At 45.0% G+C, this 21,811-nt stretch carries 16 protein-coding genes; all 16 read left to right on the top strand.

The features are described from left to right. Positions 1-150 precede the first annotated feature (150 nt). The 16 genes from mfd to ABHC48_RS07530 all read left to right on the top strand — a co-directional run bounded on the left by mfd (position 151) and on the right by ABHC48_RS07530 (position 21,574). Positions 151-3,489, top strand: coding sequence for a transcription-repair coupling factor (gene mfd / locus ABHC48_RS07605; RefSeq protein ID WP_195699772.1), 3,339 nt, complete (start codon positions 151-153; stop codon positions 3,487-3,489). Between the two features lie 236 nt (positions 3,490-3,725). Beyond that, positions 3,726-5,057: an FKBP-type peptidylprolyl isomerase gene (locus ABHC48_RS07600; protein WP_195699771.1), complete on the top strand. Its 1,332-nt coding sequence runs from the start codon at positions 3,726-3,728 to the stop codon at positions 5,055-5,057. A 241-nt stretch (positions 5,058-5,298) separates the two neighbouring features. Continuing rightward, positions 5,299-6,300 (top strand): asparaginase, encoded by a 1,002-nt coding sequence (locus ABHC48_RS07595; RefSeq protein ID WP_118583704.1) that lies wholly within the window; start codon positions 5,299-5,301, stop codon positions 6,298-6,300. Positions 6,301-6,479: 179 nt separating this feature from the next. Further along, positions 6,480-7,637: a DUF4317 domain-containing protein gene (locus ABHC48_RS07590; RefSeq protein ID WP_118583706.1), complete on the top strand. Its 1,158-nt coding sequence runs from the start codon at positions 6,480-6,482 to the stop codon at positions 7,635-7,637. A 328-nt stretch (positions 7,638-7,965) separates the two neighbouring features. Next, positions 7,966-8,745 (top strand): hypothetical protein, encoded by a 780-nt coding sequence (locus ABHC48_RS07585; RefSeq protein ID WP_195699770.1) that lies wholly within the window; start codon positions 7,966-7,968, stop codon positions 8,743-8,745. A 221-nt stretch (positions 8,746-8,966) separates the two neighbouring features. After that, a complete protein-coding gene (locus tag ABHC48_RS07580; protein WP_173734761.1) occupies positions 8,967-10,550 on the top strand; it encodes an AAA family ATPase in 1,584 nt (527 codons plus the stop codon). Continuing rightward, entirely contained in the window at positions 10,547-11,458 is a 912-nt protein-coding gene (locus ABHC48_RS07575; protein WP_118583712.1) for a LysR family transcriptional regulator, read from the top strand. The genes ABHC48_RS07580 and ABHC48_RS07575 overlap by 4 nt, the downstream gene beginning before the upstream one ends. A 449-nt stretch (positions 11,459-11,907) precedes the next feature. Then, the gene (locus ABHC48_RS07570) at positions 11,908-12,927 is read left to right on the top strand and encodes a methionine ABC transporter ATP-binding protein (RefSeq protein WP_117849364.1); all 1,020 of its coding nucleotides are present in this window, start codon (positions 11,908-11,910) and stop codon (positions 12,925-12,927) included. Positions 12,928-12,929: 2 nt separating this feature from the next. Then, positions 12,930-13,589, top strand: coding sequence for a methionine ABC transporter permease (locus tag ABHC48_RS07565; RefSeq protein WP_173715778.1), 660 nt, complete (start codon positions 12,930-12,932; stop codon positions 13,587-13,589). Between the two features lie 63 nt (positions 13,590-13,652). Further along, complete coding sequence (locus ABHC48_RS07560; RefSeq protein WP_187565173.1) at positions 13,653-14,576, top strand: MetQ/NlpA family ABC transporter substrate-binding protein; 924 nt, start codon at positions 13,653-13,655, stop codon at positions 14,574-14,576. A 235-nt stretch (positions 14,577-14,811) separates the two neighbouring features. Beyond that, positions 14,812-15,213 carry a hypothetical protein gene (locus tag ABHC48_RS07555; protein ID WP_118583718.1) on the top strand — a complete coding sequence of 134 codons (402 nt, stop codon included), beginning with the start codon at positions 14,812-14,814 and terminating at the stop codon, positions 15,211-15,213. 217 nt (positions 15,214-15,430) lie between these two features. After that, a complete protein-coding gene (locus ABHC48_RS07550; RefSeq protein WP_195699769.1) occupies positions 15,431-16,783 on the top strand; it encodes an SLC13 family permease in 1,353 nt (450 codons plus the stop codon). Positions 16,784-16,951: 168 nt separating this feature from the next. Then, positions 16,952-17,560 (top strand): cytidylate kinase-like family protein, encoded by a 609-nt coding sequence (locus ABHC48_RS07545; RefSeq protein ID WP_195477275.1) that lies wholly within the window; start codon positions 16,952-16,954, stop codon positions 17,558-17,560. A 163-nt stretch (positions 17,561-17,723) separates the two neighbouring features. Next, on the top strand, positions 17,724-18,116 hold the full coding sequence (locus ABHC48_RS07540) for a DUF6483 family protein (RefSeq protein WP_118583724.1): 393 nt from the start codon (positions 17,724-17,726) through the stop codon (positions 18,114-18,116). Positions 18,117-18,299: 183 nt separating this feature from the next. Next, positions 18,300-20,777, top strand: a complete 2,478-nt coding sequence (locus tag ABHC48_RS07535) for a transglutaminase-like domain-containing protein (RefSeq protein ID WP_195699768.1) — start codon at positions 18,300-18,302, stop codon at positions 20,775-20,777. Continuing rightward, complete coding sequence (locus tag ABHC48_RS07530; protein WP_187565169.1) at positions 20,774-21,574, top strand: TraX family protein; 801 nt, start codon at positions 20,774-20,776, stop codon at positions 21,572-21,574. The genes ABHC48_RS07535 and ABHC48_RS07530 overlap by 4 nt, the downstream gene beginning before the upstream one ends. Positions 21,575-21,811: the final 237 nt, after the last annotated feature.

Here is a 21,811-nt window from a genome sequence, read left to right as displayed (position 1 = left end):
AAGGAAGTCCAGCAACAAGCTGGGCTTCTTTTGCCCCTGGAGCGTCCCCCAAAAGCTTTGTGAAAATTATGACGTGCAGATAGCTTGCAGGAATGGTTTCATGTTTTGGGTGGGCCCTGAGGTGCGGCTTTTGAGAAAAGGAGGAAAGCCATGCTTTCATTTACCCAGCCCCTGAAGGGGATGGCAGAATTTGAAGAAATAGAGAAAAGCCTTGAGAAAAATCAGGGCATTGTGCAGATCACAGGCTGCCTGGAATCCCAGAAGGCACATCTGATCCATGGGCTTTCCGGCAAAACACCTATGCGCCTTGTGATCGCAGGAGATGAGCGCCAGGCTAAGGAAATCTTCGAGGACTTGCGCTTTTATGACAAAAATACCATGTTTTACCCGGCGAAGGATCTTCTCTTTTTCCAGGCAGATATTCAGGGAAATCTGTTGATCCGCCAGAGAATGTGTGTGATAAAGGCACTTCTGGAGCAGAAAGAACTGACGGTGGTTACCAGCATTGACGGCTGTATGGATTATTTGATGCCTCTGGAAGAAATTGGGAAAAAGGTGCTTCATTTCTATTCTGACAGCGTGATCAACATGGATGTGCTGAAAAATACCCTTGTGCAGCTTGGATATGAACGCGTAGGACAGGTGGAAATGCCGGGACAGTTTTCTGTGCGTGGTGGTATAGTAGATATTTATTCCCTTACAGAAGAGAATCCATGGAGAATTGAGCTGTGGGGAGATGAAGTGGATTCTATCCGAAGCTTTGACGCAGAGAGTCAGCGCTCTCTGGAAAATCTGGATGAGATTGCCATTTATCCAGCTGTGGAGTGGAATGACGGCAAAAAGATGGTATCTTTTGTGGATTATTTTCCCAAAGAAAAAATGCTTCTGTTTCTGGATGAACCCAACCGTATTCTGGAAAACGGACTGGGCGTGGAGGAAGAGTATGCCGCCAGCCGCACACATCGCGAAGAAAAAGGGGAAAAGAACCTTCCGGTTCAGTGGCTTTGTGAATTTTCCAAGGTTCAGAAAGAACTGAATAAACTTCGTGCAGTGTCGTTGTCGGCATTGGAGCCAAGAGGCGTGGAGTGGAATTTTGCCTCGGAGAAATACAATCTGACGGTGCAGAGTGTAACTTCTTATAACAGCAGCTTTGAGCTTCTGGTGGAGGATCTGAAAAAGTATAAGAAAAAAGGCTACCAGATTGCCTTGCTTTCCGGTTCCAGGACAAGGGCGGAGCGTCTGGCGAAGGATCTGCAGGAGCATGAGCTGAATGCTTTTTACGGTTCTGATTATGACCGCGTGATCAATCCAGGGGAAATTATGGTCCTCTATGGACACGCCCGGAAAGGCTTTGAGTATCCGTTGATCAAATTTGCGGTGATCACAGAGTCTGATATTTTCGGACAGGAGCAGAAAAAAAAGAAAAAGAAAAAAGTCTACAACGGCAAGCGGATCCAGGATTTTGCAGAGCTGTCTATCGGGGATTATGTGGTTCATGAAAAGCATGGACTGGGAATTTACCGTGGAATTGAGAAAGTTGAAGTAGATAAGGTCTTAAAAGACTATATCAAGATTGAATACCGTGACGGAAGCAATCTGTATATTCTGGCGACGCAGCTGGATGCGCTGCAGAAATATTCTGGCGCAGATACAGCCAAGGCGCCGAAGCTAAACAAGCTGGGAACCCAGGAGTGGAATCGCACGAAGTCCAAGGTAAAGGGCGCTGTCAAAAATATCGCCAAAGAGCTGGTGGAGCTTTACGCTGTGCGTCAGGAAAAAGAAGGTTATGTGTGCGGCCCGGATACAGTGTGGCAAAAGGAATTTGAGGAAATGTTCCCATATGAGGAGACAGAGGATCAGCTGAACGCCATTGAGGATACCAAGCGGGATATGGAGAGCACCAAGATCATGGATCGTCTGGTGTGCGGAGATGTTGGATATGGTAAGACGGAGGTTGCTCTTCGCGCAGCGTTTAAAGAGGTGCAAGAGAGCCGGCAGGTTGTTTACCTTGCACCAACTACCATTCTGGCGCAGCAGGTGTACAACACCTTTGTCCAGAGAATGAAGGAGTTTCCGGTGCGCGTGGATCTGCTTTGCCGATTCCGTACACCTGCCCAGCAGAAAAAGACTTTGCAGGATCTGAAAAAAGGACAGGTAGACGTTGTGATCGGTACTCACAGAGTTCTTTCTAAGGATGTGGAGTATAAGAATCTGGGGCTTCTGATCGTTGACGAGGAACAGCGTTTCGGTGTTACCCACAAGGAGAAAATCAAGCAGCTGAAAAAGGATATTGATGTTCTGACTCTGACTGCGACTCCCATTCCACGAACCCTTCATATGAGTATGATCGGAATCCGTGACATGAGTGTGCTGGAGGAGCCGCCTATGGATCGTATGCCGATCCAGACTTATGTAATGGAGTATGATGAGGAGACTGTCAGGGAAGCTATCGGAAGAGAGCTGCGAAGAGGCGGCCAGGTTTATTATGTTTATAACCGGGTTACAGATATTGATGAGGTTGCCCTGCGGATTTCCAAACTGGTGCCGGACGCAAGAGTGGATTTTGCCCATGGACAGATGAGCGAGAGAGAACTGGAACGGGTTATGTACGATTTTATCAATGGGGACATTGATGTGCTGGTTTCCACTACTATTATCGAGACAGGACTGGATATTTCCAATGTGAATACCATGATCATCCATGATTCTGACAAGTACGGACTTTCCCAGCTTTATCAGCTGCGAGGCAGGATCGGACGTTCCAACAGGACGGCGTATGCGTTTCTGATGTACCGAAGGAACACCATGCTTCGGGAGGTGGCGGAAAAACGACTTTCTGCTATCCGTGAGTTTACAGATTTGGGAAGTGGATTCAAGATCGCCATGCGTGACCTGGAGCTTCGTGGCGCGGGAAATCTGCTGGGAGCACAGCAGCATGGGCATATGAACGCAGTGGGCTATGATCTTTACTGTAAAATGCTTAGCGAGGCGGTCAAAGAGGCAAAGGGTATTCATACTATGGAAGACTTCGAGACTACCATTGATCTGAATATGGATGCTTTTATTCCGGACACCTACATCAGCAATGAATTCCAGAAGCTGGATATTTATAAGCGCATTGCAGGGATTGAGTCCCAGCAGGAGTATGATGATATGCTGGAAGAACTGATCGACCGGTTTGGGGAGCCGCCGAAAGCAGTGCTGAATCTGCTAGCTATTGCAAGACTGAAAGCACTGGCACATCAGGGCTACATTACGGAAATCAAGCAGATGCAGCGTGAGATCAGGATCACCCTTTACGAAAATGCACATCTGAACCCGGAAGGAATTCCGCCGCTGGTTGCCAAGTACCGCAGACAGCTGCAGTTTAAACCGGATAAAGAGCCGAAGTTCCTGTTTGCACCAGTGGGGGATATTGTGCAGGCGCTGACGGTGTTTGCAAAGGAACTGATGGAATTGGTGGAAGAGGAAGGAAAGAGCGAAAAGTAGTAGACGGCTGGGCTGTTGAATGCTTTCGGATATTTTGATTTAAAGTAGTCTCTGGGTGGGAAAGATCCGATGGAAATTCGCGAAAATTGTGTGAATTCTATCAGATTTTCCCCTTTCTACTTGCCCTCATGGGAAAAAAGTTTTATACTCTTATTAGCGTGTCCGCATTGGGAAATCATGCTGGCTGTGCGTGGTGACTAAGCGGCACATCAGTGAAAGGGTAATTGGTGATCAATATGAAGAAAATCGTGAAGAACACAACCGTAGTGGCATTAAGTGGCGTAATGGCAATTGGAATGCTTTCCGGATGTGGAAGTAAGTCTATAGATGGAGAGAAGACTGTTGCAACTGTAGATGGCACAGACATTCCTATGGGTGTTGTAAGTCTGTATGCACGTGAGTCACAGGCACAGACGGTTGCTATGTATAAGAGCTTTATGGGAAGTGCAGGAAATATCTGGAGCCAGGTAGTAGATGAGGATGCTGGTACTACATACGGTGAGCAGGCTGTAGGACAGTTCCTGGAGCAGGTTGAGCTGATGTACATCATGAAGGAGAAGGCAGCTGATTACGGTGTTGAGGTTACTTCTGATGATGAGACTGCTATTGCAGATGCAGCAGCACAGTTTATGCAGGACAATGACGAGGACACTCTGAAGGAGCTTGCTGTTTCCGAAGACCAAGTTAAGACTCTTCTGGAGCTTGAGACTTATCGTCAGAGAATTTACGATCCGATCCGCAATGAGGCTGAGGTTAACATAACGGATGAGGAGGCACAGCAGTCTTCTTTCAGCTATGTAAGTATTTCCATCAGTGGAGATGACCTTACCGATGATGATATTGCTACCCGCAAGGAGCAGGCACAGGAGATCCTGGATAAGATGAAAGAGGATCCGACAGCAGACATGGGCGAGACAGCCAAGGCTGTTGATGATACTTACAGCGGACTGACCGGAACTATTTTCACAAATGACAGTGATGATGAGGATATTTCCAATTCTTATGATGACGCTGTTGTAGAAGCGCTGAGAACTCTGAAGGACGGCGAAGTTTACGGCGAGCTGGTTGAGACTGATAGCAGCGTATACGTGCTTCGGATGGACAAAGTAAATGACGAGGATGCAACCGCTTCCAAGAAAGAGTCCCTTGAGAACACCAAGCGCAGCGAATACTATTCCGAGACAACTCAGAAATGGCTGGATGATGCTGATATTACTGTAAATGATAAGGTGCTTTCTACTTTGACAATTACAGATGAGCACAGTTTCACAATTAAAGAGACTACAGCGGATACAAGTGAAGATGCAGCAGATACAACAGATGCTACTGAGGATACTGCTTCTGAGGATGTCGAGGCAGCAGATGAGAGCGATGATGCTGATACTGCTGAGACAGATGCTGCAAAGAGCGACAGCGCAGAGGAAGCTGATACTACAGACAGCGCTGACAGTACAGACGAGACTGCAGAAGCGAACAGTGCAGACAGCAAGGCCGAGGACAGCAGCGAGAGCGCTGATTCTGAGGAGAACGCAGAGGATACTGCAGAAGAGACAACTGAGGAGAACTAAAAGTGAGATAAAGACCGAAACTTGTTATATCGTATGTATTGCAAAATGTTTTCTGAAAGAATTGAGATTATATAAAGTGGAGAAAATGATAAAAGAGCCTGCCTGGGGTGATTCGGGCGGGCCCTTTGTCTATACAAAGTAAAATACTTATGAAAAAAAGCTTTTCGCTACAAAGTAAGGTTTGAGAAAATGCAGGTACAGCAGATTGAACATGTGGATAACAATTACACAGGGGGACAACATGAAAAAGATACTTCTTATTGCAACCGGGGGGACCATTGCTTCCAAATATACAGCAGAGGGGCTGGCACCGCAGATTTCTGCAGATGAGCTGTTGGAATATATTCCTGAAGCCCGGGAATTCTGCACCATTGATACCGTTCAGCCTTTTGCCCTGGACAGTACCAATGTGTGCGCAGACCATTGGCTGAAGCTGGCCAGACTGATCGAATCCAAATATGAATTTTATGATGGCTTTGTGCTTTGCCATGGAACGGACACTATGGCATATACGGCTGCTGCTTTGTCTTATCTGATCCAGAATAACCGCAGACCTATCGTGATTACCGGTGCACAGAAACCTATTGACCTGGCAATTACAGATGCACGTTCCAATCTTCTGGACAGTCTCCGCTTTGCCTCTCACGACCGCGCTCATGGAATTTCCATTGTGTTTGGGGGAAAAGTGATCGCAGGAACCAGAGCAAAGAAGGAATTTTCCAAAAGCTACAATGCATTTTCCAGCATTAATTATCCGGATATTGCATCCATTCACGATCAGAAGATCATTTTTTATATTGATGACAAAGACCAGTCCACCAAGCCACTGGTGTTTTATCATGAGATGAATCAGAAGATTTTTCTGCTCAAACTGATTCCAGGGATTGACGGGAAAGTATTGGATGCTCTTTTTCCATCTTATTCCGGACTGATCATTGAATCCTTCGGTGTAGGCGGTCTGCCTCATTACGAAAATGATAATTTTATAGATGCGATCGCGCATTGGATTGAAGCTGGCAAGCCTGTGTGTATGGCGACCCAGGTTACCCATGAGGGAAGTGACATGGAAGTTTACCAGGTTGGAAAAGTCATCAAGGAACGGTTCCCGGTGCTGGAGTCTTATGATATGACGCTGGAGGCGTCTGTGACGAAAATGATGTGGGCGCTGGGACAGACACGGGATATGGAGAAGTTTAAGGAGTTATTTTATACGACCATTAATCATGATTTATTGTTTCTGTAAGTAAGTCTTGAAATTTTCTGGAGTGTTAAGCTAAAATAAAAAAGCTGAAATCATAGAGCTGATAATACTTTCAGAGAATCTTTATGAATGGAGAGCAAGGCAACAGACTCAAATTCATATCAGAGATGGGATATCGGTTTTGAAAACATATTTTCTGGAATACTGGAGGACATATATAAATGAACAAAAAAGAAATTTCTGAAATCAAGAAACAGCTGACACCAGCCAACTGCAACATTACCAGAATTTGTGGATGCTATGTGGATGCTGAAAAGAATAAAAAAACAGAACTGAAAGAAGCATTCCTTTCCCTTTCGGAGGAAGAAATGTTCAAATATTTTGAAATATTCAAGAAAACCCTTTCTGGTACTCTTGGAAAGAACCTGATGAATATGGAATTCCCACTGGCAGAGGAAAAAGAGGGCGGCAAACACGAATTTCTCATGAAGCTCCGCGCCAGTAAACTGAAGGATGACGCTTTAATCGAGAGCTTTTATGACAAAATTATTGAAAATTACGATTATCCGGAAAATTACTACATAATCCTGGTACACGCTGTGTACGATATCCCGGGAAGAACTTCAGATGGAATCGATATGGATGATGCTTCTGAAGAGATTTATGAGCACCTTCTTTGCAGTATCTGTCCAGTGAAGCTGTCTAAGGCAGGTCTTTGCTACAATGCGGAGGCAAATTTGATCCAGGACCGTATCCGTGACTGGATCGTGGAAATGCCAGAGAACGGCTTCCTTTTCCCGTTATTTAATGACAGAAGCACAGACATCCACGGCATGCTCTACTATTCTAAGAATGCAGAGCAGCTTCACGATATTTTTGTGGATGAAGTGTTTGGCTGTACTGCTCCGCTTTCTGCAGGCGGACAGCGTGATTCTTTCAACATGCTGGTTGAGGAAACCCTTGGTGACGACTGTCAGTATGACACCGTTATTGGAATCCATGAGAAATTGAACGAGATCATTGAAGCACAGAAAGATTCCCCAGACCCGGTTGTGCTCACTCAGTCTGAGGTGAAACGTCTCTTTGAGGACTGCGGTGTAGAAGACGAGAAACTGGAAACTTTTGATAACCAGTATGAGGCTGTAGCCGGTGAAAAAGCCACCATGGTAGCCTCTAATATTACCAATACCCGTAAATTCGAGATCAAAACTCCGGATGTAGTGATCCATGTTGAACCAGATAAAGTGGAACTGGTGGAGACCAGGATCATTGACGGCCGCAAGTGTCTGGTGATTCCTATGGAAGACGTAGAGATCAACGGAATCCGTGTGCGGATGGGCGGGGAGAGCAGTGAGGAATCCGAGGAAGAGTTTGAGTAATATTCTTGGTTGTGATAAAATTTTTTTGCCGAATATGAAATATAAAAGGCTTGTTGTAAAAGAAATAGTTGTAAAACAAATAGTTTTAAAACAGGAAGGATGCAATTCTTGGCGAGTTGCATCCTTCCTGTTTTTGCCTGGATGAGGGTTTCATAATGGGGGCATGCAAATTGTGGGAATGATTTTGGGGCGTAATCTGGAATTAAGAATATCAGAAGTAAAACCTAAATAATTCTACGATTGTAGAAAAAGTGATTGACATTTAATTTCTACAGATGTAGTATATAACCAACTTCTACAAAAGTAGAAAATGAAAGGGGATTTTACTATGAAAATGAAACTGGTTAAAATGATAGCACTTATGGCGGCGGTGACATTAAGTGGTTGTTCAGCTGGAACTTTAGAAAATACCGGAAATTCTGCCTCTGATTCTGCTGCAAATATAGTATCTTCAAATAAAAAGGCTTCTTCATCCACGAAGGGATCAAATACTGTAAGTTCCATTGGTACGGCAGGTAATACTGCAAGTGGTGCAGCAGGTAATACTGCAAATAGCACAGCAGGTAATACTACAGGTGGCGCGGCAGGGAATACCATAGCCAGTACAGCAGGTAATACCACAGCTGGCACAGCAGGTAATACCACAGGTGGTGCGGCAGGGAATACCACAGCCAGTACAGCAGGTAATGCCACAGCTGGTACGACAAGTAATACCACAACTGCCACAACAGATGCTACATCCGATATTCTTTCCACCACAACAATCACCCTGTATGATAGTGATGGAAATACAGTTTCTGTAGAAAGAACAATTTACAAAAATTATGACTGCGAATATGTAGATGCTGACGGTATGGAATACAGCACCGATGACGATGTTTATTTTACAGATGAAAATGGAAAGACCTACCAGTCCTTAAATGACAGTACCCATTATTTTGGTGCCGAGTTAGAGCAGCATGTATTACAAGATGCCAATGGAAACGGTGTGACAGTTACAGAAACAACTAATGGAGATTATTACTATATGGATGATAATGGTACTGGTTATATTGACAACGGCGACGGAACCTGGACGGATGAGAATGGGAATAGTTATACAGAATAAGAGGAGGGATGCGGCTGAAAGCTTTTTCAAAAAGGTGTCAGGCTGTGTACCATTCTCGGGCTATGGAAATGTGGTGTTTGGCTTTTTTAGTCATACACCCTTTTTTCGTATTAAAGACTGGCAAAAATCCTCAGTGGAATAAATCGCAGTGCTGTGTTAATATAGAAGAAAATTGTTATTGTTTATTGGTAACGCAAAATCGCAGAAAGGACGGCTGTCTTATGGGAATCTACCTGAATCCGGGGAATAATAAATTCAAAAGAGCGGTGAATTCGGATATTTACGTGGATAAAACAGGATTAATAAAATATACAAATAGTATTGTCGATACGCTGCAGTCCTGTGTATGTGTCAGCAGACCAAGGCGTTTTGGAAAGTCTATGGCAGCAGATATGCTTACGGCTTATTACAGTAAGGGCTGTGATTCCAGAGAACTCTTTTCCGGTTTGGAAATTGCCAAGGATGAAAGCTTTGAGGAACATTTGAATAAATACGATACCATTTTTCTGAACATGCAGGAATTTTTGAGCAGAAGTTCAAATGTGAAGGAATTGTTGGAGAGAGTAGAAGGCAAAGTAATCCGCGAATTGAAGAAACAGTACCCTGATGTGGAATTATATGACGAAAATGATCTGGCGGAAACTATGCAGGATATTTTTGCAGAAAGTGAGTGCCCTTTTATAGTTATTATTGACGAGTGGGATTGTATTTTCCGGGAGTTCAAACATGATAAGGCTGCGCAGGAGATTTACCTTGATTTTCTGCGTGATCTGCTTAAGGATAAAGAATACATTTATCTTGCCTATATGACGGGAATTTTGCCAATAAAGAAATACGGAACCCACAGTGCACTGAATATGTTCGATGAATTTTCAATGATTGATCCGGGCCCCTTGGCTGAATATGTAGGTTTTACAGAAAAAGAAGTAGAAGCACTTTGCCAGAAGTATCAGATGGATATTAATGAGATCAAAAACTGGTATGATGGTTATTCTTTTGAAGAAGTAGAATCTGTATACAGCCCGAAGTCGGTTGTGAGCTGCATGCGCCTTGGAAAACTGGGAAATTATTGGAATCAGACAGAGACTTTTGAGGCATTGCAGATTTATATTGATATGAATTTTGAAGGACTCCGGGATGATATATTAAGTATGATTGCCGGAGAAACAGTACCAGTGAACACCAGAAGCTTTACAAATGATATGACAACTTTCAGAACAGAGGATGATGTACTTACACTGTTGATTCACTTGGGCTATCTGGGGTATCGTTATGCAGATAAAACAGTTTTTATTCCAAATGAGGAGATTCGTTCCGAATATGTAAGCGCTATTGCTGTGTCTGATTGGGGTGAAGTTTCTAAAGCATTAAAAAATTCAGCAGATACATTGCAAGCCATATGGCAGGGAAGAGAAGAGCAGGTCGCAGAGGGCATTAGGCAGGCGCACTTTGAAACATCTCATCTCCAATATAATGACGAAAATGCGCTTAGCTATACCATTTCGCTTGCACTTTATGCAGCACGTAATTTTTACACAGTACACCGGGAACTCTCAGGGGGAAAAGGCTTTGCAGATATTGTTTATGTTCCAAGAAAGCGCTTCTTAGATAAACCAGCATTGGTAGTTGAATTAAAATGGGATAAAAACGCAGAAGGTGCAATCCAGCAAATTAAGGAGAAAGAATACTGTCGCAGTCTGGAAGAATACAAGGGAAACTTGCTGTTAGTCGGAATTAATTATGATAAGAAAACACAGGTGCATACCTGTAAAATAGAACAATACAGAAAAGAGGAATCCATATGACTCTGGCACAACTTCGTTACGCGATTACGGTGGCGAATTCCAATTCTATGAATGAAGCTGCCCGGAATCTTTTTATATCACAGCCCAGTTTGTCCTCAGCAATCCGTGAACTGGAGGAGGAAATCGGAGTGGAGCTTTTTCGCAGGACCAACCGTGGAATTTCCGTAACCCCTGAAGGCGAGGAATTCTTAGGCTACGCCCGCCAGGTGGTAGAGCAGTACGAGCTGATCGAATCCAAATACGTTTCCAAGGAACATACCAAGAAGAAATTCAGTGTTTCCATGCAGCACTACACCTTCGCAGTAAATGCTTTCGTGGAAATGGTGAAGCAGTTCGGAATGGACGAATACGAATTCGCCGTCCACGAAACCCGCACCTACGACATCATCACCGACGTAAAAGACTTCAAAAGCGAGATCGGCATCCTTTACCTGAACGACTTTAACCACAAAGTCCTTGAGAAACTTTTCCACGAGTTCAATTTGGAATTCCACCCAATTCTGGAATGCAGCATCTATGTCTACATGTGGAAAGGCCATCCCCTTGCCGACCGCGACCTGATCACCCTGGAAGACCTTCGCGAGTACCCCTGCCTCTCCTTCGAGCAAGGCACCTACAACTCCTTCTACTTCGCCGAAGAAGTCCTGAGCACCTACGAATACAAACGCCTTATCAAAGCCAACGACCGCGCCACCCTCCTGAACCTGATGGTAGGCCTCAACGGCTACACCCTCTGCTCCGGAATCATCTGCGAAGAACTAAACGGCTCCGACTACTGCGCCGTGAAGCTAGACTCCGACGAGGTCATGACCATCGGCTACCTTGCAAGAAAAGGCACCACGATCAGTAAGTTAGGACAGAAGTACCTGGAAGAAATTGCCAAATACAAAGACAAAGCATTACGATAATCCACACACTTACATAAACTTCCATTTGGAACTAAAGCTGAACCTAACCACCCACTACACCCCCCACTTTCAGTTTGGACGGAAACAGCGCAGCGCCTTCCCGCCCAAACGTCCGCTGCGCTCAACTGCCCAACACCCAGTACACAGCCAGTGGGGGAGGGATAAATCTAAGCGAGCCATTTAAGGAGCGCCCTTAGTGGCGGTGAGATCCATGACTTACGGAGACTTATGCGAGAGGGCTCTCCCGAGCGCATTAGTCGCAGTTAGTCATTAGCTCACCAGAACGTTGCGACGGCGAGCGTGATTTATCCCTCCCCCGCTGGCGTCCACTTCAGCTATAGCTTTACCCTATAACTAGCCCTAACTTTTATGAATTAACACTTTTACTCCAATTGTGTTATAGTAACCATATCGACGATGAAACACCACTTAAAGGAAAGAGGAAAGACATGTCTTCAATATTAATCCAAGATGTGAGCAAAACCTTCGAAACCAAAGACGGTTCCGTACAAGCCCTGAACCACGTAAGTCTCTCCATTGAAACCGGAGATATCTACGGAATCATCGGAATGTCCGGTGCAGGAAAAAGTACCCTGGTACGATGTATGAACTTTCTTGAAGTACCATCCGAAGGAAAAGTTTTGATAGACGGAAAATCCCTCAGCGAATTTTCCCCCAAAGAACTCCGCAAAGAGCGAGAGAAAATAGGAATGATTTTCCAGCATTTCAACCTGCTCATGCAGAAAAACGTACTGGAAAACGTCTGCTTCCCACTGTACATTCAGGGGAAGAAAAAAGCCGAAGCAAGAGCAAAAGCCCTGGAGCTTCTGGAAATCGTAGGACTGGCAGACAGAGCGAAAGCCTATCCCGCACAGCTCTCCGGTGGACAGAAACAAAGAGTGGCAATCGCCAGAGCCCTGGCCTCCGATCCGCAGATCTTACTTTGCGACGAAGCCACAAGCGCCCTGGATCCCCAGACCACATCCTCCATACTTGAACTTTTGCAGGACATCAACCAGAAATTTGGAATCACCATCGTGATCATTACCCACCAGATGTCAGTTGTCCGTGAGATTTGTACTCATGTGGCAATTATGAAAGACGGTGAAGTAAAAGAACAAGGCCTTGTAGAAGAAATCTTCAGCCACCCGAAATCACAGGTTGCCAAAGAACTGATCAGCAAGGACTCTGGAAACGACGTAGAAAGCAAAAAGCTTACCCAGTCCGAAATCCAGGACGGCGAAATCGTTCGAATCGTATTCTCTGAGAACTCCGCATTCGAACCAGTAATCGCAAACCTTATATTAACCTTCCACGAACCTGTAAACATTCTGAAGGCAAACACCAAAAACGTAGGCGGTGTAGCCAAAGGAGAAATGATCCTCCAGTTCATGAGTGACAGCACCAATGTACCGGAGATGAAGAAATTCCTTACAGAACGTGGACTTGAGATAGGGGAGGCGAACTGATTATGTGGACGAAACAAGTAACCGATATGATAATCGCAGGTGTAGGGGAAACATTATACATGACCCTGTTTTCCACCTTCTTCGGATATGTATTTGGAATGCCCCTTGGAATCCTGCTGAAAGTATCCGACAAAGAAGGCTTGCGGCCAAATGCAGTACTATATAAGATTCTGGATGTGATCGCAAATATTTTCCGAAGCATCCCATTCCTGATCCTGTTGATCCTGCTCATTCCATTCACCAGATTTCTGGTAGGAAAAAGCTATGGAACCACAGCCACCATCGTACCCCTTACCATTGCGGCAATCCCTTTTATCGGACGAATGGTAGAGTCTTCCTTAAATGAGGTAGACCCGGGAGTTATCGAGGCTGCAAGATCCATGGGAGCAAGCAACCTTCAGATCGTATTTAGGGTAATGCTGGTAGAAGCAAGAACATCCCTGATCTCAGGAGCTACCATTGTAACAGGAACTATCCTTGGTTACTCCGCAATGGCAGGAACTGTAGGAGGAGGCGGACTTGGAGACATTGCAGTCCGTTACGGATACAACCGCTGGCAGACAGACATTATGCTGGTGACAGTTATCCTTCTGGTAGTACTGGTACAGATTTTCCAGACTATTGGTATGTTGATCGCCAACAAGCTGGATAAAAGAAAATAAATCAAAAAATGATTGTAATGTAGAAACTAAATATATTTTTAAAAAAAGAGGAGGAACTTTATTATGAAAAAATTAATCGCAGCAGCACTCACAGGAGCATTAGTACTTGGAACCGTTGGAACATCCGTTGTTTTCGCAGCAGATGATGACAAAACCATTACAGTAGCAGCATCCGAGACACCACATTCCGAGATCCTTGAAGCAGCAAAACCGATCCTTGAGGAAGAGGGATACGACCTTGAGGTAACGGTATTTGATGATTATGTACAGCCAAACGAAGTTGTAGAGAGCGGCGATTTCGATGCAAACTACTTCCAGCACATTCCATATCTGAACAGCTTCAACGAGGAAAAAGGAACTCACCTTGTAAATGCAGGCGGAATCCACTACGAGCCCTTTGGAATTTATCCTGGAACAAAATCCAGCCTTGATGATATCGCAGATGGCGACACAATCGCAGTACCGAACGATACCACAAACGAGGCAAGAGCACTTCTTCTTCTCCAGGACAACGGAATTATCAAACTGAAAGACGGTGCTGGCCTTGAGGCAACTGTAAACGATATTGAGGAGAACCCATACAACGTAGAAATCGTTGAGCTTGCAGCTGAGCAGGTAGCACGTGTTGCAGAAGAGACTTCTTACATTGTCCTTAACGGAAACTATGCACTTCAGGCTGGTTATTCTGTATCCAAAGATGCACTTGCATATGAGACCTCTGATTCCGAAGCTGCCAAAACATATGTAAACGTAATCGCAGTAAAAGAAGGAAACGAGAACAGCGACAAGATCAAAGCTCTTGTAGATGTATTAAAATCTGACGAGATCAAAGACTTCATCAACGAGAAATATGACGGAGCCGTTATCCCATTCGAGGATAGCGATGACGCAGAGGCTGAGGACACAGAAGCAGCAGATGCTGACGAGAGCGCAGATGCAGAAGCTGACACAGCAGACGAGGCAGCTGAGGAGACAGACGCTGAATAATCTGTAAAAATTAAACAGGATTTTATTAAGAGAGTGATTATAAATCGGATTGAAATGCATTGGAAAAGATACATTTCAGTCCGATTTTTGCCTGTAAAAAAAGAAGTGTCCAATATATAGAACAGCACATAATTATGGAAAAGGGTGACCTGCAGCCCTCTGCAAAAACAGTTGAAAAACCTTATAAAATCTGCTATTATAAAAACGAATTTTTTAGGTATCGAGGTGAGGCCAAGTGAAAAAAAACGAATGTGCGAACCGGTTTGTCTGCCTGTTTTTCAGTGTGGCAGTTGCGGTTTTGTGTGTGCTTTTTGCAGGCATGGAAGCGAAGAGCATTATGCATGTTTACGATCTGAAACCGGCCTCAGCTTCTTTGATTTCACCAGAGCTTTCCAGAAGCACCCAGACAAGTGCAGAAGAATTGACAGGACTTCGGCAGGTGTCTGTAAGGCTGGAGGCGGACCAGCGCCTTCGCCACAGGTCAGGCGTGGAAACCCAGGTGCTCATCATGCTGGCAGTTCTGCTGGCGAATACCGTATTTTATAAAGCAAAGAAACATCTGCTGACCAGAAATGATGCTGACGGCAGACGGTTTATCATCTGTTACATCCATCATCAGGACGGACAGAAGCACTGAAGATCATATACCATTGTTTCATATTGCTGATTGCTGCAATTGTTTTCATTATGAGTAAAGCATTGCAGTGGAGAGCAATTATTTTCCATGTAAACAAACGTATATGATTGGAGGTATTGCACTATATGTTACTTAATATTTTTATAGGAGTAATGATTGTTGCAGCCATTGCTGTCGGTATCTGGATGGCATGGTTTGACAGTCATGGAGGAAAGAAATGATAGCACAGATTTTTGCAGTAGTAATTTTCCTGGCGATGTTCATTCTGATCATCACAGAAGTATGGGAAAGACATATTGTTACGCTGGGATGTGCGCTCCTTACATTGATTCTTGTATTTGGAATCTGTATGCACAGCCCCTCAGCAATTATTGAAACACTGAACATACATAGTATTTTTTCACCGGGATTCTGGCACACAGCAGGTGAAGCAAGCGAAGCTTCTGCTGGAATCAACTGGGAAACTATCGTGTTCATCGCTGGTATGATGATCATGGTAGAAGGCATGGCAAACTCCGGATTTTTCCGCTGGTTATGCATGAAGATCGCGAAATTGGTTAAATACCAGATCATCCCGATCTTTATCACATTTATGCTCCTGTCCTTTGTACTTGCTATGTTTATCGATAGTATCACCGTAATCCTGTTCCTTGCAGCGGTTACCGTAGAACTGTCACAGCTGCTGAAATTTAATCCGGTACCAATGATCCTTGCAGAGATTTTCTGCGCCAACCTTGGTGGATCTGCAACCATGTGCGGAGATCCGCCGAACATTATCATTGGAACATCACTTGGATTTTCCTTTGCGGATTTCGTGACAAACACAGGCCTGATCGCAGTGGTCGCACTGGTACTGGTTGTGATCTATTTCTACTTTATTTTCCGCAAAGAGCTTACTGAAAATGCGGGAAAAATTGATCCGTCTACTTTGCCGGATCCGGAAGAAGCAATTGTAAGCAAGAAGGGCTTCACCATCAGCTGTGTGATCTTCCTCTGCGCTGTTGTCCTTCTGGTAACACATTCCCAGACAGGACTTACCGTATCCTGTATCGGTGTATTTATCGCAGCAGTGACACTGATCACTTCCGGAAAAGATGCTTTGGATCTTCTGAAAAAGGTTGATTACAAGACACTGCTGTTCTTCGTAGGACTTTTCGTAGTTGTTGGTGGTCTGGAGCAGACTGGAATCCTTACCATCCTGGCCGGATTTATTGGCAAGGTCAGCGGTGGCAACCTGAAGGTAATGATCGCCATTATTATCTGGGTATCTGCTGTCGCAAGTGCATTTATTGATAATATTCCGTTTGCAGCTACCATGATCCCGGTTATTGACAGTCTGGCAGCCGCACAGGGAATTGATATTTCCATTCTGGCATGGGCTCTTGCAATGGGTACTGACATCGGTGGAAGCGCAACCCCGATCGGAGCTTCTGCAAACGTAGTCGGTATCGCAACAGCAGCCAAGAGCGGTCACATGATCAAATGGGGAAAATACTGCAAGGCAATGGCACCTGCCACGATCCTGGTTGTCCTCGTTTCCATGCTGATGATTTATGCAAGATATTTATAATGCCATAAGAGGGAAATGCAGAACTGTCAATTATCGGAGAGAAGGTAGTGCCAGGGATCTGGCATGCTATGAATAAATGACAGTTGGTCTTGCCCGCTTTTAACGGCATTTTATCCGGAAAAATCCGTGAAACAAGGGCGGATTTCTCTGGTTAGAAGGGAGGATACCATGAAAACACAAAAACAGGTGATCATTTCCATCGGACGAGAGTTCGGAAGCGCAGGCCATGAAATTGCAGAGCGAATCGCCAAGCGCTATGGACTTTCTTTATACGATCACAATCTTTTACGCGAGGTGGCAGACAGCCATAACGTAAATCCAGAAGAACTGGAAATCTTTGATGAGATGAAGCACAACAAATTTCTTTACCGTACAGTGAAAGGAATGAGCAGTTCTCCGGCAGACAACGTAGCTATGATGCAGTTCAATTTTCTTCGGGAAAAGGCTGAAAAAGGAGAATCCTTTGTAGTCGTAGGACGTTGCTCTGAGACAATCCTGAAGGATTATGAGGGCCTGATTTCCATCTTCATTATTGGAGATATGGATCAGAAAATTGCCCGTGTAGCCCGTCTTTACGGAAAAACCGATAAAGAAGCTGAGCGTTTCATCAAAGAGAAAGACAGAAAGAGAAAGAAATATCATGACAGCCACTGCAAGACCAAATGGTCTGAGCCGCACGTCTATGATCTGAGTCTGAACAGCAGCACTCTTGGCGTGGAGGGAAGCGTTGAATTTCTTTCATCCTATATTGACAAAAGGATATCAAAAATGAAATAATAAGCTTAATGACAAAAGGTTCTGCCAGGACGCATACAGGTGTCAGGGCGGAACCTTTGTGGTTTTTGTGACCGTAGTCAGTAAGAGTAGTCAGAAATAGTTCTGATGTTGGGAAGGTGCTACCCTAAAGCCACGAACTCTCATTTATCCAGGAGGAAAATTTATGTTCACTGATGACGAAAAAGACTACATTATGCGTATGATCAAAGAGATTGCCCGTGTCCTTGCCAGTGTCATGCTTGGGAAAAAATATGTCCAGGTGGAATTGCCGGTAGAATCCAAATACCAGATTTCCGGAGACAAGCTTTACCATATGAAAACCATGGTGGACAGAGGCGAGATCAACGAGGCAGAGAACGAACTTCTTGACCGGATCGATTACGCTGACAAAGAAGCTCTGGCAGAAGCTATGTTTTTCTACGAATATGCTGCATCCAAAGGGGATGAATTTCTGGAAGCGCACAACTATTCCCTGGAGGAAATAAGGGATGGGATCCAGCAGCTGGCAGAAGATGCAGGATATGGAAATATTATAAATATGCTTGATATAAAATAGAATCTCTTGTGATATATGAAATACTGCGATTTTATTAAGTCTGCTCCCAAAAGTATTTTTGCCAAGTGGGAGCGCCATAGGCGTGGAACAGCTGACTTTCCTATATGGAGATGTCGCCGACAGGCGGCATGTCCGTTTAGAGTGAAATTGTGATCACGCTTAAAATGATGAGGAGATTATAAGATGTTTCTTGAAAAAAACAGAGACCGGATAGAAAAAGACTTTGAAGATTTTTCCAGGGAACTGCCAGGAAAAGCGGAAGAAATAAAGAAGAGAATGGAAGCACTAAGTCCTGATATTGTGATCGGAATGAAATATCTGTACAGCAATATGCCCTACAGCGATGTGGGAAACTATACCTTTGACACTTATCTGGATTATGTGCAGCAGGGAATCTATCTCTGGGAAAATTCCCCTTATGTAAAGAATTATCCAGAGCTTTATTTCCTGAATTACGTGCTTTTTCATCGGACAAATGATGAAGAAATCAAACCATGCCGTACCTATTTCTGGGAAAAAATAAAGGATAAGGTCCAGGGGAAGACCATGGTGGAAGCTGCACTGGAAATCAATCACTGGTGTGCGGGAGAAGTGATGTACCAGGGAACGGACATGCGTACCGGCTCCGCACTGGAAATTTACAGAAGCGGTGTAGGCCGCTGTGGTGAGGAAGCCGTCTTTGTGGTAAATGTAATGCGAAGCGCCGGAATCCCTGCAAGACCGGTGTATGTGCCAAGATGGTCCCATTGTGATGACAACCACGCCTGGGTAGAGGTCTGGTGCGATGGCGACTGGCATTATCTGGGAGCTTGCGAGCCAGAAGCTGTTCTGGACAAGAGCTGGTTTACCAATGCAGCATCCAGGGCCATGATGATCGGCTCCAGATGGTATGACCGCGCTATGCCAGATGAAGAAGTGATCGGAAAAGACGGAATGAACCGGATCATTAATCTTCTTGGTAAATATGCCAAAACCAGGTGGATCACTATTACAGTGGAAGATCTGGATGGAACTCCGGCAGCTGGGGCAAAAGTACGGGCTGAGGTAATGAACTATGGGGAATTTTCCCCGATTGCAATAATGGAAGCAGACAAAAATGGCTGTATTTCTTTTGAAACCGGTTTTGGAAGCCTGCTGATCTGTGCTGTTTATGATGGTGCTTACGGGGAAAAGGTAATCGACACAAGAGAGGACGACCATTTTACCTGTACTCTTGGTGAGGAATATGAAGATGAGCTTTGGGTGGATTTTGACATGAATGCACCGGAGGATACCGGCAGAATAAGCTGGAATATTACCCAAGAACAGGAAGAAGAGAATAATCGCCGGATTGCCGCTGAGGCAGAACACTGTCGACGTAAGATTGAGAAATTCCAGCCGCTGTGGAAGCGCTGCCTTTTTGGACATACCATGAAGGAAGTGGAGCCTATGATGGCTGTTTTGTCTGAGAAAGACAGAAGGGATGCTTTTCCAGAAGTGCTGGAGGGCCATTATCAGGAGGCCTCGGTTTATCGCGAATTTAATCCAGATGAGATTTACATTCCATATGTATGGAATCCCCGCGTGGAAAATGAGGTTCTTACCAGGTGGAGAAAGAAGATCCTGGGCTATTTTGACAAGGGGCAGAGGGATGCCTTTGAAGCAGATCCCAAGAGCATCTGGACCTGGATCGAAGAGAACATTTCAGTCCGCAATGACAAAGAGCGCCTGACTGCATACACCACTCCTGGTGCAGCACTGGAGCTTGGAATTGCCGGAGAGAAATCCCACAAGGTGCTTTTCGTGGCAATCGCCAGAACTCTGGGAATCCCGGCACGTCTGAATCCTGCTGATGGAGCTATTGAATATTGGGATGGAATGAGGTTTGTAGCAGTATTGGAAGAGAGCCGGAAGGAATCCCATCTTACAGTCTTCGCCGGGGAAAAAGGGGACTGGAATTATTTCCAGAACTGGACCATTGCGGTGACAGACGGAAGAGGATACCTTACCCTGGATTTCAGCGACCGCAAGTGGGAAGCTGGAAAACTGGAATTGGATATTATGCCGGGAGATTACCGGATCCTGACTGGAAACCGTCTGCCAAATGGAAACATTCTGGGAAAAAGATACGATTTTCATATTGAAAAAGATGAGACGAAGCGGGTGGAACTGGAGCTTCGGGAGTATTGTCTGGAGGAAATGTTCAACCGTCATTCCATTCCGGATTCCAAGCTGACCGATCGGGCTGGAAATCAGGTGCTGGTGTCCAAATTGACGGGAAAAATAAGCGGAGACGCTGCCAAATGTGAGAATGGCATAGCTGAACGAGGCATCCTCTTCTGGCTGGAAGAAGACCGTGAGCCTACTGTGCACATTCTTAATGAAATAATGGAATTGAAAGAAAAATATGAAAAAATACAAAAACAGATTATATTTATCCTTCGCAGCGAAGAATCTTTAAAGAATGCTACTCTGGTGAAATGTCTGGAACTGCTCCCTGAAATTCAGGTGTACTTCCACGATTTCGGCAAGGACAAGGAAATGACCGCCCGCCGCATGTACGTAGATTCCGGGAAGCTGCCGCTTATGACCATTACCGAGGGCCAATGCCAGGGTATCTTTGCAGCAGCTGGATACTCCGTGGGTATGGCAGATATGTTGGTGAGGATTTTTGAGGCATGAACCGGGATCAGATCAAATACGTAGCCATGTTTACCATGCTATTAAACCATATTGCAAACGTTTTCCTGGAACCAGGTACCTTCCTTTTTGAGGTGATGGTGGACGTGGGGTATTTTACCGCTATCACCATGTGCTACTTCCTGGTAGAAGGTTACGGCTACACCCGCTCCAAAGAGAAATACGGCAAACGGCTTCTGCTGTTTGCCCTGATTTCCGAAATCCCCTTCTGTCTTGCGTTTACAGAAGAAGGAACCATCAGTTTCGTAAGCATGAACATGCTATTCACTCTTTTCCTGTGCTTCCTAATTCTCTATGCAATGGAAAAAATCCCTTCAGGAACCCGGCAGACACTCTGCATCTTGGGCCTGGTATTTGCCTCCGCCTACAGCGACTGGGCCTTTCTTGCCCCTATCTTCACCTATTGGTTCGCAAGCTGTGGCCTCCGGGATGCACAGGGGAAAATGTTGCCAGCCGGCGGCCGGAATGCTGATCAGAAAAGCCATCTGGCTGGCGGCCAGAATTCTGAACGAAAAAAACTTTTATGGAAGGTTTTCAGAAAGGCAATGCTGTTCTTTGGTCTGTTAAACCTTGTAGAAAACATGGAGCAGACCACTCCTGCCAGGGCTGTTATCCAGTCCCTCGGCGCCACCGCCGGAATTCCGCTCTCAGCACTTTGCATCATCTATCTCTACAACGGAAAGCGCTCAAAAAAACATCGAACCTTTTCTAAGTGGTTCTTCTACATTTTTTATCCGGCACATTTGCTAATATTAGGTATATTGAGAATTGCTATTTAGTGGATTAAAAGTTCTTCAAGGCGGACGCATTTGGACAATGTGTATTACTCACTCGCCGGCGCAACGCTCCGATGAACTAATCGCTAACTGCGACTAATGCGTTCGGGAGAGCCCTCACGCATAAGTCTTCGTAAGCGCTGGATTTCATCTGCGCTAAGAACGCGCCTGAAATGGCTCGCTGGAGTAATACACATTGCCCAAATGCTGTGTGTCGGCTGGAACTGAGGTTATTTAGGA

This window comes from Ruminococcus sp. 1001136sp1 (assembly GCF_039841815.1).
Classification (GTDB): Bacteria; Bacillota; Clostridia; order Lachnospirales; family Lachnospiraceae; genus Blautia_A; species Blautia_A faecis.
The sequence above is the reverse complement of the archived record's forward strand: the minus strand, read 5'-3'. Positions and strand labels throughout refer to the sequence as shown.